This is a genomic window from Winogradskyella sp. 3972H.M.0a.05, from assembly GCF_040493455.1.
In the GTDB taxonomy this organism is placed as follows: domain Bacteria; phylum Bacteroidota; class Bacteroidia; order Flavobacteriales; family Flavobacteriaceae; genus Microcosmobacter.
The window spans coordinates 91,786-107,327 of sequence record NZ_JANFDA010000008.1; the positions used below are offsets into that span (position 1 = coordinate 91,786).

A 15,542-nucleotide genomic window follows, 5' to 3' on the forward strand; every position below is an offset into this window, starting at 1 on the left:
GCTCAAGAAAATTTCAAATACGCGATTTTCACGGCTTGCCACTAGAGTATAAAATTTCTCTGGGAGCAAATTTTTATACACTTGTTGTATGTAGAAAGAACTTCTATTATTTTTTTTAGAGATCCTAATATTATGTAAAATAGAATTGTTGAGAATGCTTATTGGTAAATCCCTAAGATATTGCCGTACACTCACATATTGTTTTGACCAAAATTTTTATGAGGCCGAAATTAAACTCATAGATTATTTACACAATTTCAATTACTGCAATTTCATCTTCATTTAAATCATATAAATTATAAACAGAAGTATTTATTTGGCTCTCTAAATTTTTAATTTTCCTATCATAAAAATCTTCATCTGATGATGTAGTTGATTCTTGTCGAAGTTTAACAGTTTCAATTATTTTTTTAACCAAATCTTCAAGCTCTTTAACTTTAAGTTTATCATCTGCATTTCTTAATTTAAGATTTGGTATTGGAAATTGTCTAAATACTTTTACTCCAATATCAACTCCTATTCCACGCTTTTTACCAAAAATATTAAACCAATATTCTGCAAATTTTGAGTTCATTAAACCAAGTAAAAATTCTAAAGAATATTTTTTGTTTTTCTGAATGATAGTCGAAAATGAAAAACCACAATAAATTTTGGATTTGTCTAAATGAAATTCTGGTTTCAGAAACATTCCTTTGCAAATTAGTTTTGGTTCTTCAAAAAATATTTCTTTCCGCGGTCTATGTATTCCATAAGGTTTATTAGATGAACTAATATAATTTGCCAACTTATCTAAATGTACTTTTAGATTAGGATAATTATTATCAGCAATTTTATCTTTGGCAATTTTATCTGCGTAAATTAAATATTCATTAATTTCTTTAATACCATATTTTATAACATCAGTTGAGCTTACATAAGGCTTTACAATCTTTAGCTCTTCTTCTGCTAAATTTAGTTTATCTAACTCTTCTTTTGTTAATACAAAAACACCTGTATTTACAGGAAATGCTGTTGGGAATTTTTCAAATTGTTTTTTTGAAACTTTGTCTGTAGACTCTTGAACACCAACTGAAGTATCATAAAAATCATCTAAAACTTGATATTTTCTAAAATTAATGGAACTCTTTACGGTTTTAATTTTATCATTTGAATCGAATAAATCCTTTACAGATATTTTAAACTTTTCAAATTCCTCAATTGCTTCAGGATGCTTTATATCTATAATTTTGGAAATTTCAGTTTTATATTCTTTGGTTCTACCTTTTTTAAAAATGCTTATATTATGTTTTCCGCTGACATCTTTAAACACTTTTGCATTTTCAAAATCTACTAAATTAACAACTTGTAAATCTTCTTTTATATGCTTTCGCAATAAAGATGCTCCATCGCTTCGCATCCAATAGCTATTTGTTATATAAGCTACATACCCTTTTTCTTTTACAATATTTGCAGCTTTGTGTACAAAATAATACCAAAAGTCCATTTTGCCTTTGTGATATTTTTTACCAATTTCGGATTTTTCAACTGGTGCAAAAACTTCTTGGTTTCCAAGCTCTTTTAAGTAAGGTGGATTGCCAACAATGGCATCAAAACCGCCATTTTTAAACACTTTTGGAAATGAGGTTTTATAATCAAAAGGGTTTATTTCTTTTTGTTGTTCGAGTGTGTAACTATCATCTTCTGTAATATCCCAACCAACTAATGAATTTCCTGAACGTATATTTTGGGTTAAATCAGGTAACACCTTACTAAAGGCAGTTATTTGACCCGATTTTGTAGTTGTTCCAAAATTTTCGTCTTCTAACAACTTTAAAAACAATGATAATTGTGATACTTCAACTGCTTGATTATCAATATCAACACCAAAAACATTATTTAATAGAATTTCTTGTTTTCTTTTTAGTGTTAAAACCCAAGCACCATCAACAAACATAGCATTACCATCATCATCACTTCTACCATCAATTTCAGTTTTATCTTGTAACTTATCTTGATAATAGTTTTTATGATAATCTATTAAATACTCGTAAACACCTATTAAAAAACTACCACTACCACAGGAAATATCTGCAAAAGAAAATTCATTAATTTCTTTTGGTGTTTTGCCCTTAATAAGTTTTCCAACTGAATTTTTAATTATATAATCTACGACATATTTTGGTGTGTAAAATACACCTCCAGCTTTTCTTACTTCAGGCTTAAATTCTATATCTACAATTCCATTATTTACTGTTACTATTTTACCCAAAAAACGTTCATAAATACTACCTAAAATATGTACAGGAATGACATTAAAATTATACGGTGATTCTTTTGAAGAAATATCTTGACATAAATCATAAAAAATATCATCATCTGCGCCTTTAAAATTAGGCTTGTCAATTATACTTTCCTTAAATACAATTCCATTGTATTTTCCGTCAAATGTATGTGATAATTGCACAAAACTTTTCCAATCTTTTAACTCATTGATATAATCTTCAAACTCAATTTGTTTGTCTTCTAAAAAACGAATAAAAACTAATCTATCAATAGTTTTTTGAGTTGCTTCAGTAAGTTGTTTTGGTGTTAATCCTGGATTGTTATTATAAAATGCTCTTGCAAGTTCTAAACGTAATTGGTCTATGTACTCAAGAAAATCATCATCAACAGCTTTATAACCGCCACCAAAAAGTTTTAGCTGTCGTTCTTTTAATTTTCTTTTAGGTATTTGAGTTTCTACAAAATGATTTATACTATCATCATCAACAGCTTCTCTTGAAAATAGATAGTAAATTTCTCTAAAAACTTCTTCATCTTTATAATCTCTAAAATTATAAGATTTTATTGCGGCATTAGCAGAATACTTTGGATGTGGTTTTGCTCTACAATCAATTACTATAAACTCCTCAAAATCGGTTAAAATAGATAATGGTGTTTGGGAGTTCCAACCATATTTATGGGTTTGCAAATAGTACTGTGTATTATCTTGAAGTAAAACAGCAGGTTTTTTTGCTTCAACAAAAAATACTGGATTTTTATAATCTGGATTTAAGTAAAAAGCGTAATCAGCAAACTTTTTTCCTTTTGAACCTTCTTGCTTTTGTGTTTTTTCAACTTTTACTTCCTGTTTATAAGGATTTTTTTGGTACTCGTGATTAACATCCCAACCTAAAGCAATTAAAAAAGGGTCTAAAAAGTCCTTTCTAACTTCTGCTTCTTGGTACTTCGGACTTTTATAGTAAGTGTAATTATTTTCAAAATTATCAACTAACTTTTTTACATTTTCAAATGCTTCATTAAAAGATGTTTGCATAAATTATTCTATCACTTTTGTTTAAAAGATTTGGAATTTTAAAAATAGAACTTATAATTAAATAATGTCAAATTTTACTATTAATATTTGAATTGTAATTTCTTATAATTTTAATATATTTCTAAATAATTTTATTTCTATGACTTTAGAACAATACAATGCCATTCAAGCAACTACAATTGCTGATTTACCTTTTAAAGAGGCAGATATATTTAATCCAGAAGGAAGTCCTATGCTTGAAGAGATTTTAAAGTCATTTGATTTTTACCATAAAACTTTGATTAATGAATGTGGCCATTATGGTATTGCACAACATTACATTTTATTTTCTTCTGGAACTACCAAAAATGCTGCCGCAGGAACTATAGATGGAAAATATGTAATCCTATTGAATATAGGTTTAATAAACTGGTTGATTTCTAATTTTCAATTAGGTCATAATATTAATGTAAATTCGGATTTAGAGGCTTTGAATAAACTTCAAAATAAGTTAGATATAAGCATTAATGAATTTTACTATCAATTAGCTTCACATTTTACTTTTTATCATGAGCTTGGGCACTTAATACAAAAGTCTGATTTTCTTAATGATAGAATTCAAGAAAGCTCTTTAAATAACCATGGTGGTTTCAATTTTGAAAAGCACATACTTGAATTTGACGCAGATTGTTACAGTTCTCTTTGTCTTGCAAATCACGTTGTAGATTATTATGAACGTCTATTTGTAGATGATTTTGATAAAGAAGTAATAGAAGCTCTTACAATTCTGTCAGGAACAGCAATTTGCCAGTATATATTAACCTTTGTTAACGATATTGAAGATCTTTATTTTAAGGATCGTTCTCACCCACATCCAGCAATACGTTTATTATATTCTCTAATGACTTTTTGTACTTATCTTAAAGATACATGGAGTAATAAGGGAGTAAATATTCATTTTGAAACTGTTTTCATGAATATTTTTTATGAATCTATTAACCTTGAAAAAGATTTTTTAGGAAGTGACAATACTGCAAAACTTTTGGAAATTATTAAAAAAGAAAGACCCTCTTTGTTAAGATATATTGCTGAATTACAATCAGAAGCTTCAGGGCGTGAAGATTTAGCTGTATATAAACGCAATCAAACTTTATTGTAATCTCATTATATTGCCATTCCACACACATTCCCCTTCCCTCCCACACTTCGACTCCGCTCAATGCAAGCTCGTGTAAAAAAGCACTAAAAATAGTCAGACTTACTTCATTTAAAAATTAACCAGATTTTGGTTAACTTTATAAGCTAACAACCACTTAAAAATGAAAACATTTTCCCGCATTTTTTGCACCCTTATTCTTGCACTCCTAATAACGTTTACTACTACAGCTCAAGAAGAGAAAGATTCTAAAAAGAATCCTTTTAATGGTCTTGAACTTCGTAGTATTGGCCCTGCCTTTATGAGCGGACGAATTGCTGATATTGCCATTCATCCTCATAATGAAAACATTTGGTATGTTGCTGTAGGTTCAGGTGGCGTCTGGAAAACCATAAATTCTGGGACTACCTGGACACCATTATTCGATAAACAAAGCTCCTACTCTATCGGAACCGTATCTATAGATCCAAACAATCCGGAAACCATTTGGGTTGGTACAGGTGAAGATGTTGGTGGACGCCATGTTGGATTTGGTGATGGTGTGTATCGTAGTGATAATGGAGGGAAAACATGGACTAATATGGGGCTGAAAGACACACAGCATATTTCGCGTGTGATTGTTCATCCAGAAAATAGTAATATCGTTTGGGTAACTGCACAAGGACCACTTTGGAATAAAGGTGGTCAGCGTGGTTTGTACAAAACTATAGATGGTGGTAAAACCTGGAAAAAAACACTAGGTGACGATGCTTGGACAGGTGTAACTGAGTTAGTATATGACCCAACTAATCCTAATCGTATGTATGCTGCCACATGGCAGCGTCACAGAACTGTTGCGGCATATATAGGCAACGGTCCAGGTACAGCCTTATACCGTAGTGATGATGCTGGTGATACTTGGGAAAAACTGACTAATGGTTTGCCTAAAACATCAATGGGTAAAACTGGCTTAGCGATTTCTCCACATAACCCAAATGTGTTATATGCTGCTATTGAATTAGATCGTAGAAAAGGAGCTGTATACCGTAGTGATGATGGTGGAAGTTCTTGGTCTAAACAATCGAATACCATTACTGGCGGAACTGGGCCACACTACTATCAGGAATTATTTGCATCGCCACACCAAAAGGATCGATTATATCTTATGGATAATACGATGCAAATTTCTGAAGATGGTGGAAAAACCTTCTACAGGATGAATAGAAAAAATAAACATGGCGATAATCATGCGATAGCATTCAGAAAACATGATCCTAATTATTTACTTGTAGGTACAGATGGTGGATTGTATGAGTCTTTTGATTTAACAAAAACTTGGAAATATATTGAGAATTTACCTGTAACTCAGTTTTATAAATTAGCTGTAGACGATGCAGAACCTTTTTATAATATCTATGGTGGAACTCAAGATAATAGTACGGAAAGAGGTCCATCACGTACAGATAATCTTCATGGGATTCAAAATAGTGATTGGAGTGTAGTTCTTAATTGGGATGGCCACCAACCAGCCACAGAACCAGGAAATCCAAATATTGTATATGCAGAACGCCAAGAAGGTACATTGTCACGTTTGGATATGAAAACGGGAGAAGCTGTTGATATACAACCACAGCCCGCTGTAGGTGACGATATTGAACGTTTTAATTGGGATGCACCAATCTTAGTGAGCCCACATAAGCCATCTACAATTTACTTTGCATCACAACGCGTTTGGAAATCTGAAAATCGTGGTGACTCATGGACCGCAATATCTAAAGACTTAACAAAAAATGAGGAACGTATTACATTACCTATTATGGGCAGACAGCAATCGTGGGACAATGCTTGGGATGTGTATGCTATGTCTAATTACAATACGATTACATCGCTTTCAGAATCTCCTAAACAAGAAGGCCTACTCTATGTAGGAACTGATGATGGTTTAATTAATGTTACTGAAGATGGTGGAGCCAATTGGAGGAAAATTAAAGTGAGTCAATTGCCTGGTGTACCAGCAACAGCATTTGTTAATGATATTAAAGCTGATTTACATGATGTCAATACCGTTTATGTAGCTTTAGATAATCATAAATATGGTGATTTTAAGCCTTATTTATATAAGAGCACCAATAAAGGGCAATCTTGGGAATCTCTAACTAAATCTATTCCAGCAAATCATTTGGTTTGGCGTATAGTACAAGATCATGTATCCCCTTACCTATTATTTATAGGTACTGAGTTTGGATTGTTCTTTTCGGTTAATGGTGGAAAGCAATGGACCGCTTTAAAAGGAAATGTACCAACGATATCGTTTAGAGATTTAGCCATACAGAAGCGTGAAAACGATTTGGTAGCAGCATCTTTTGGTCGTGGATTTTATGTGCTCGATGACTATTCTGCTCTAAGAGAAGCCTCTTCTGAGGATTTGAATGCAGAAGCAAAGTTATTTCCTGTACGTGATGCTTGGTGGTATATACAGCGATCTCAATTAAGTTTTGAAGCCAATAAAGGAAGTCAGGGAGATTCGCATTTTGTAGCGCCTAATCCAGACTTTGGAGCTGTATTTACACATTATCTAAAGGCAGTTCCAGAAATGCAAAAAGAACTGCGTAAAACAAAAGAAAAGAATCTAAAAAATCAGAACATTCCTTTCCCTGGATGGACAGCTTTAGAAGATGAAAAGTTAGAGGAAAAGCCACAATTAGTTTTTGTAGTGAAGAACCAAGCTGGTGAAGTGATACGCAATATTTTTAAAGATGCTAAAGCTGGAGTTAATAGAACATCTTGGGATTTGCGTTATCCAAATCCGAGCCCAATTGCTCTAGGCGAAACCAAAGTCTCAGGTGGTTTTGGAGGCACTAAAGGGCTATTAGCTCCACCAGGAACCTATAGTGTAACAATGTATTTATCGAATAACGGCTCTATAAAACAACTAGATGCTCCAGTAGAATTCAAAGTTAAGCCGCTTTACGAAAGCACGCTTAAAGGACCTTCATTAGAAATTGCTTCGGATTTTTGGCGTAGTTATGAGGAGGCTTCTCGTACATCATCTAAAATTGATAAATCCATAGTAAAGGCTGATAAAAAAGTAGTGGCATTGCACAAAGCATTGATGAACAGCACAGCAAATTCAGAATCTGGATTGAGGCAACTAAAGGCAATAAAAGATCAAATCAATACTTTAAAATCTGATTACTATGGCAATCAGGCTAGATCAGAAATTGGTGAAAAGAATCCTCCATCTGTAAGTGATAAATTGTTCACTATTTATTTGAGTTTAGAACGTTCTACTTACGGTCCAACTGAGACTAACAAAACTCAAATGCAGGTAATTAATAACATGCTTAATAAAGCTGAAAACAAATTAAAAGCTATTGAAAGTGCTATGAACCAATTTGAAGCCTTATTGAAAGCTTCTGGCGCGCCATATATTGATGATTAGTTAATTTCTACAATATAAAAAGGTGCTTGATGTGGAAGCCTTTTGATATTAGTATTACCTGTGGAAATTGTTTTTGATTCACGGTCATCATCACAAATAATGAAAATAGTGTTGTCATCTATAAAAGTGAATCCCTCCGCTTTGTTGTCTAATAATAAAGGGGTTCCGTCTTTACCTGTTACTAGTGATGGTGGTTTGTTGCTTAAAAATGATTTATAAGGTAATTTCCATATGTATGCTCCCAATTCTATATTAGAATTATTCTCGTATTCAAAAGATGTAATTATATAAAAAGCTTCATTAGTGTGATTATACTCTATACTGGAGATTCCTATGTTTTTCTTTGGAAGTTTAGCGTCATCTATGTTATATTCATAAGCATGTGAGAAATTTTCATCTAAAAGGAATTTTTTCTCCATATAAGCATAATTTGTAGAAATCAACAAGAGCTTAAATTCTGGAGTTTTATAACTATTGCCTATCTCCCTTGCTCCAAAAATTATAGTGTTATTTGGAGCTGTTGTCATTCCTTCTATTTTATAATAAGATGGCCCATTAGGATAACTAGTAGACTTAAGAGTCTTTTTAAAGTATGGCCTCAAACCTTTAGAGCTCTTAATACCTTTATTGTCAGATTTTAATACATATTTTACCCAATCCTTATTACGGTTCCAATAGAGTAAAGAATTAAATCCATCAAAATCATTTGAACCACTTTTTATACGATCGAAAGCTGTAGAAACCAATATTAAATCACTATCTAATGATTTAGTGAATGCCTCTATTTTCTCAACATTTCTAAATGGTGCCTTATCTATATAGCTGATAGATTTTGTATCAATAACTGAGGGAAATTGTTTTGGTTTTTTAAATTCAAAAACTGATGATCTATTTTTCCCTGGTATATCTTTATCACTAGCAATAATTAACATTCCGTTATGGTAAATAACTCCAGAAGCTTCACAAAAAACTGGTTTTCCATCTTTGTCTAATAAACCGTTTTCAAAACACTCAATGATTCCTTTTTTAACAACTTTTCCAATGGTCTTAGACTGCCTATTGTTATTATTATTTGACGTCTTACAAGATGAAACAAGAAGTAATAGTATTAACAGTGTAAATGTTTTTTTCATTATTGAATAGTGTTTTTAAAAAATGACAAGAATATAAAGATAAGAAAGCACTATTAAACGAAGGAAATACTTTTAAAGCCCATATCAAAACTATGAAGAAAATAGTTTTAGAATTATGCTGCCAAATACGGCTATACCTATTATAAAACCAGTCTAAATGATGATTTAAAAAGGTCAGAATTGTACTATTACTTAGAAAATGTATACAGATATTTTACAGTAATAATCTGGTTGTTATATCGAGGTAATTGTGGTGTGAAAAGATGTGCATCCAAATTATAATCCTGGTTATACACCAAGTATAAATCATGTCCATCTTTGAAGTTGTAACGCAATCGTGCACTCGTTAATATTTGGTCACTTAGTGAGTTGTACTGCCCTATGATGCTTCCAGATAAATGTAAGTTATAAGCCAAGTTAAACTTCGTTTGAGCGATGTGAATCCATTCCTTTTGGTTGCGCCTCTTGAAACGGATTCTATTCGCTCTGTAAGACGATTGTATCGTGAGATGTTTTCCAAAATTGAATTCTGGGTTCAGGTTGAATCGAAAGTTGGTACCATCAAAATAGCTGCCATATTCTATACCAATTGGGATTTTAACCTTATGCTGAACCGCTGGTGAGTAGGATGCTCCGAAATAATAAAAATCGTATTGGCCTTCGGGTACAAATAAGTTTGTATCTAAAGTGATTTCAGAATTTACATTCTCATACTGCGCTTGTGCAAATAGTATAAAGGAATCGCCACTAAACAAACGTCCACGCCAAAAGCTTCGATTGTACCAGGTAATGACTTTAGAGAAATCCGTATCAGTATAGGTATCAGAATTGAACAGAGTAAAGCGCTGATATTGAAATATGTGCTTGGTCTTATCTGTATTGAATGTTCCATACGTTAACGCACCATACATATTGTGATGTCGCTCTCGTAATAAGAAGCCCATAGCTGGATTATAGTCCTCTCCAGAAAACTCGTAAGCCGCTCTATAGTACCAACCACTCTCCTTTCGTTTATCCAAATACACAGAAAATCTAGAGTTATCAATGAAGCTGTAATCTGGATTATCCTTGTCTATAGAGGTTGACGCTGAAGACACTAAAAACACATCATTAGGCAGACTAATCACATTATCAAAACCTATTGCTGTATTGTAATAGCCTTTTCGCAAGCGATTTGTAGCCATAAACCCGATAAAGGATTTGTTATTGATGATGGATCTACGCAAACGCAGCACACTAAAATTTTCAGAAGCTATGCTATTGGTTTCACTTAGCCTGATGCCTTCTGTTTGCAATGACAATAATCCGATATCAGTGTTGCCGACTTGTCCTGTTAAGCGGACGCCACCAAGTATTGGTGTTAGTTGTCCATTATTAATGCCTATTTGCCTGCTGTAGAATAATTGCGAGAATATCCCAGCATTAAAATCGAACAAGCCTGCTTGCTCTTGAAAGAACTTGCGTTTTTCTGGGAGGAAGATATTAACGCGATCATTGACATTAACGATTTGGTCATCAATTTCAACCTGTGAGAAATCCGTATTCACTGTGACATCCAGAGTAAGGCTTGGCGAAATACCATAACGTATATCCAGTCCTGCATCGAGTTCATCAGTATTTGTTTTTGTATAACTGGTTTCTTCGGAATTTAAAGCGTATCTGTTGCCTAGAGATGCTGTGACGTAAGGTGTGATTTGCAATTGCTTTTTTGGTGTTAACTCCTGAAAGATTACAGGATACTTCAAGGACGGTTTTTCAATGGCATTGGTAACCTCTTGAGGCACTTCGGGAAATGTGGTACTCTTCCCTAGATAGTTTTGACTCCGTAAACCTGAAATCGCCGCAATGATATTGCCATCACTATCTCGTTTGAATCGCAAATTTGAAATCGGAATCTTGAGTTCTGCACTCCAACCTTCTTCGTCGCGATGCACTTTGGCATCCCAAATCATGTCGTAGGACACATTAAAGGTTGAATTCCCCAAAGGCACAGCATCATTAGAGACTGCCATATCAAAACGACTGCCTGGTGGATATACGGAAAACACAAATCCGTTTTGGTCTGTGTCATTTGGGTCTATATGAAAAGAGACATAGTCATCACCATACCATTTGTCTCGCAACAAGCAGCGTGAAATGATTTGGTCTGGAGCTGCATCCTTAGCGATAAAACCGATAATGAGGTTATCGGTATCATAGGTCACGTACATGGTCGTTAAGCTATCGGTCACGCCTGCATTGGGTCTGTATTCAGAAAATCGTAAGGGTTCTATTTCAAACCAAAAGGGTTCTGTTAATTGTCCATCCAAAACCAAAGTGCCATTCGTTTTGGGGATAACAATTGGGTTTTGTGCATGGAGATGATAACAAAGGATCACTACTAAACCGATAACAACTGTGCGCATACTTTTTTCAGCAAACAAAGCGTATTCACAGAGGTATTAAAAATAAAGCAGTGTAAGTTGCGGAAAACAAATGGTAAGTCGCGGCTTAGTTTAGCAACTGATCTTTAAAGCTTCTACTAAATTTTAGTTTGCTTTGGTCATTGAGATACACATAGCCATCGCCACTCGTATTTTTTTGTATGCTCTCTATGCAATCGGAATTCACCGCATAGGAACGATGAATACGTTTGAACTGTGGTAAGTTATGCTCTGACAAAAAGGATTTTAGACTTTGGTACTTTACAAACTTACCTTTGGTGGTATTAAAGATGATGCAATTATTAGACACCTCAATAAAACTAATGTCAACCGTATTGACAATGTTTTGTCTGTTGTGAGACGATAAGACTAAAGACGTTGTTGGTTGCTCAACTGGCGCCATAGTATCGTTTGTAGCACTAGTCTGGGTTCTATGTGACTCTACAAGCATTAAGATTAACAAGGCATAGCAAAACAGATTGAGGGCGAGATTATTGGTTAAACTCGCATTGAGGAATGTAAAACTTGGTGAGGATGTACAGTTATACACATAGATCATCGCAAAGATGATCGCCACCTGAGAAATAAGGATGTTGATTCCCGTTACCGAAATCCCCAAGCCTGCTTGGATGAGCATGTTCTTTTTGCTTTGCAGTGGATTCCATTGTTTAGAAGCACGCTCTAGTATGGGTTTGATGGCATAGAAAAACAAAAAGCTGGTACCACCAATAATTAAGAGTTCGGACTGGCAGACAAGTTCTAAGCTTTCTTGAAACAGTCGTCCAATAAGAATATTGGCCAACACAAATGCCAAAACGATGTATACATATTTGGATTTCAATCTGCTCACAAGACTAGACTATAGAATACCCAAATATCGTAAAATCCTTATGAACTTGTTTGTAAAGGATTCTTAATTTTTTGGTGATTAATCATATTCCTAAGATTGAAATAAAGTAGAACAGGAATGGAAAACACTTTCTAGAAAAAGTTCAAAACCCCTATTTAAAATTTATCTACTACATCCACCTGCTTCAGATATAATCACCTCAGCTCTTCTATTTAAATATTCACTAGTTTCGTCTTGTTGTTGTTTCTCTGTAGCTCCTTCTAAGTTTGTTTCTTTAAATATTCGTGCCTTTACCATTTCATCATATTCAAGCAAACTCCATTGATGCACTTCTATTTTTATTTTAGCGAGATGTGGCAAATGCTTTTCTTTCTCACTTTTGAATGCCTCTATTTTATTAGCAATTACGCTAGCTCTCTTATTAGCTAACTTTATATCTTCATGCTTTTTATCAATATCATTTTGATATTCACTAGCAAAACCTATTATTTTTAATTCCACTAAGTCTTTAGGAGATTGTAAACAGCCTTTTAACGCTTTCAATAAATTTATCAAAGTTTCACTTTCATCTTTACCGAAAGCATCAATATTTGTCTTTTCATGTTCAAAACTAAATATCAACTTAAAATCGCTTGGATTACCTTCCCAAACTGGAGGATTTTTTTCGATTGAATGATTAAAAAAGTAATAGTAATTACTGGGCTTACTGGAAGTAGCGATATTCTTTTTATCAGCAAAGGCAAGATAAGCTAGCCATCCTGCTAAAGATATAATAATGAAATAGATGGAAATCCTGAAAGCATACCTATGCATTACGTTTTGATCAATAAATCTATTAATCTCTCTTCCTCTACTTTTTTTCGTTAAAAACACCCACTTAGATTCAGAAAAATCATTCGGTGAAATATCATCAGTTAACAAATACTCAATGAGATCATCTGCTTTTCCAGAAAGAATGTTTTTGAAAGCCATAATTGCAAAAGTGGATATTGTGCCATATTCTAATACATGGACAATATCTGCTAAATTTTCCCATAACTTTTCTTTTAAATCTATTTCAACAAAGTACACTATCAGAAAAACTAAGATTGCTGAAATAACTAAAAAAATTAATAAATGTGCTAAGCGAGAAATTGCAACCAAAAGCCTTATTGAATTTGATCCAATTCTATATTTTTTTTCATCCATATCTATCATTTATATAATATCACAATGGGCTTACTGAAATACCAATTACCCCAACCCAACCGTCTTTAAAAATTTATTAGAAAACAGGGTTTGCATGGCAGGTGATAATAGCTGTGTACGTTGTGTTTTCCAATCGTTGGCTTTAGTGCCAAACATGTGGTCAACCAAGCCTGGGAATTCCCAATCGCTGTTTTTACCCCAATGCAAGGTAAACGGGATATTGTTTTGCTGTAGCACTTCAATCATACGCCTAGAGTATTCCGTAAGGCTCATAATCTTTCGGGTCTTCTTCCAAAGCACACCATCAATTTCTATCATACAAGTAATAGGAAACTTAGTAAAGCCAAGCGTCGCTTTGGTCTGCTTTACAAAGCGTAAGGCAAAGATGCCTGGGATTGGGCCTTCGTCGCGTGTAAGCTTACCCAATAAGTTCATCGCTTGTTCAGAATGGCTATGATCAATCCCAAATGAGCAAGCAAAGGCTGGACCTTGGTATGGTGCGTCCCAAAAAATTTCTTTCAGCATACCAGTCGTTTCTTCATTGACTTCAGGCAAAATGGTATTGCGTAGCCGTTTCACGAGCCATGGAATACTCTTTGGGAACTTCTCAGCGAGCTTTACAAAGAGATAGATCAAATCCCTATAAATGGATTCCTTTATCACAGGAAACGGATCTGGATAAGGCTCTTGATAGGGTTTCTTGTACATCACTTCCACAATACAATTGGGATCATCGCTATACTGATTGATGAATATCTTATAATGAAATGGTGTATTGCCTTTACCCTGTGCATCAGTTTCCCCAGGAATGGTAAAGCTAGAGTTCTTAAAATCCATCGTATTCGCTAACTCAAACGCCAAGGACTTTTTAATCTTTTTGACATAGCGGTTGATTAAAAATATAGGTTCTGCCTCGATGACCACACCGTGTATAAATCCAAAGCCACCTAGTCCTACTAAAGCCGCATAAAACATATCGTCGTCTCTAATGACTCTAGAGTTTAAGGTACTTATAAAGGCATCGCTCAGGGCTGGTTTGGATTGGGGTTCTATATAGACGATATCATTGGGGTCTGGACCGATAATAAGATTGAGCCCGACGACATAATCTTGTACGGAGCCAATATCGAGTCCTGCACCATGTACGCCTGTAGAGATACAGCCTGCAATGGTTTGGCCATTACTGGCGCCACTGGTTTTGAGTGATTTTCCGTTTTCGGCTAAGGTTTCGGAAACTTCTTTGATGGTATTCCCACATTGAAACAGAAATAGGTTTGTGGGATCGTAGGCATTATTTTGATGGCATTCACTAGGATGAATTGGCATAGATAAGTTCATAGGGCCGTTGTGGTGCATGCGGTCTTTATGGCTTGCGATATTGTTCATGGACCATGCTGAACCGTAGGCACGAAACCCCTCGCCTGCTTGTTGGGTTTCTTTAATAAGCCGTTGTATTTCTTTGGCAGCATCGTTGTAGCGGTCAATCTTTTTGGGCATGAGGCGTTCGCCTTCAAGTTTGGTTTGGTATAGGAGCTTCAATGGGAATGGACCGTTGTTATGTAGCGTGTCCCATTGGCTTAAGAGTTTGGATTTTGTTGTTGCCATAGCGTTTTAGTTTCGAGGTTTTTCACAGACGTACTTGATTTTCACTTTACGTTTTCTTCCAAACGTTACAGCACTGAGCAGTACACTGCCAAAGGTGTTTCGATATTCTACCATATTCAACTTACCAGATTCGCAGAGTTCTTCTTCTTTAATGAGATAGGTGAAATCCTTGGAAGTCAGTTTCATGTTGATGACAGTGTCTTTTTCAACCACAGCCATACCACGATAATAATCATCTCTATCGGAAAATGGATCGAGTTGTGGCGCGCCATTGACGTTTCGCAATCGCACCGAATAACAGGACGTAAGCATACTTACAAGGAGTGTAAGCACTAACAATTTGAGCAGTTTCATAACCGTTGTCTTTAAGGTTTCGTTTTATTAGGTATTAAAGGATTGGTACTGTAACGCACATCGATTGTGAGCACATGAGTTATCTCAAATACAGTACTTATGGGGATTAATTAAAAAAGCGATTTTTAATTCTAAGGA

Annotated in this window: 9 protein-coding genes; 2 read left to right on the top strand and 7 right to left on the bottom strand. The window is 34.4% G+C overall.

Features of this window, described 5'->3' with window-relative positions; all coding sequences use genetic code 11:
- Positions 1–247: 247 nt before the first annotated feature.
- A complete protein-coding gene (locus NCE97_RS14400) occupies positions 248–3,295 on the bottom strand; it encodes an Eco57I restriction-modification methylase domain-containing protein (protein WP_353779984.1) in 3,048 nt (1,015 codons plus the stop codon).
- Between the two features lie 139 nt (positions 3,296–3,434).
- Between NCE97_RS14400 and NCE97_RS14405 the strand changes: the two genes are divergently transcribed.
- Both NCE97_RS14405 and NCE97_RS14410 read left to right on the top strand, forming a co-directional pair.
- Complete coding sequence (locus tag NCE97_RS14405; protein ID WP_353779985.1) at positions 3,435–4,433, top strand: hypothetical protein; 999 nt, start codon at positions 3,435–3,437, stop codon at positions 4,431–4,433.
- Positions 4,434–4,593: 160 nt separating this feature from the next.
- Positions 4,594–7,851 carry a VPS10 domain-containing protein gene (locus NCE97_RS14410; protein WP_353779986.1) on the top strand — a complete coding sequence of 1,086 codons (3,258 nt, stop codon included), beginning with the start codon at positions 4,594–4,596 and terminating at the stop codon, positions 7,849–7,851.
- On the opposite strand, the gene NCE97_RS14415 is transcribed toward NCE97_RS14410, so the two are convergent.
- The 6 genes from NCE97_RS14415 to NCE97_RS14440 all read right to left on the bottom strand — a co-directional run bounded on the left by NCE97_RS14415 (position 7,848) and on the right by NCE97_RS14440 (position 15,404).
- A complete protein-coding gene (locus NCE97_RS14415; protein WP_353779987.1) occupies positions 7,848–8,984 on the bottom strand; it encodes a hypothetical protein in 1,137 nt (378 codons plus the stop codon). The genes NCE97_RS14410 and NCE97_RS14415 overlap by 4 nt on opposite strands.
- Positions 8,985–9,172: 188 nt before the next feature.
- Positions 9,173–11,389 (bottom strand): DUF5916 domain-containing protein, encoded by a 2,217-nt coding sequence (locus tag NCE97_RS14420; RefSeq protein WP_353779988.1) that lies wholly within the window; start codon positions 11,387–11,389, stop codon positions 9,173–9,175.
- A gap of 85 nt (positions 11,390–11,474) precedes the next feature.
- Positions 11,475–12,257, bottom strand: a complete 783-nt coding sequence (locus tag NCE97_RS14425; protein WP_353779989.1) for a LytR/AlgR family response regulator transcription factor — start codon at positions 12,255–12,257, stop codon at positions 11,475–11,477.
- A gap of 162 nt (positions 12,258–12,419) precedes the next feature.
- Positions 12,420–13,445, bottom strand: coding sequence for a hypothetical protein (locus tag NCE97_RS14430; protein ID WP_353779990.1), 1,026 nt, complete (start codon positions 13,443–13,445; stop codon positions 12,420–12,422).
- A 45-nt stretch (positions 13,446–13,490) separates the two neighbouring features.
- Positions 13,491–15,050, bottom strand: coding sequence for an FAD-binding protein (locus tag NCE97_RS14435; RefSeq protein WP_353779991.1), 1,560 nt, complete (start codon positions 15,048–15,050; stop codon positions 13,491–13,493).
- A gap of 6 nt (positions 15,051–15,056) precedes the next feature.
- Entirely contained in the window at positions 15,057–15,404 is a 348-nt protein-coding gene (locus NCE97_RS14440) for a hypothetical protein (protein WP_353779992.1), read from the bottom strand.
- Positions 15,405–15,542: the final 138 nt, after the last annotated feature.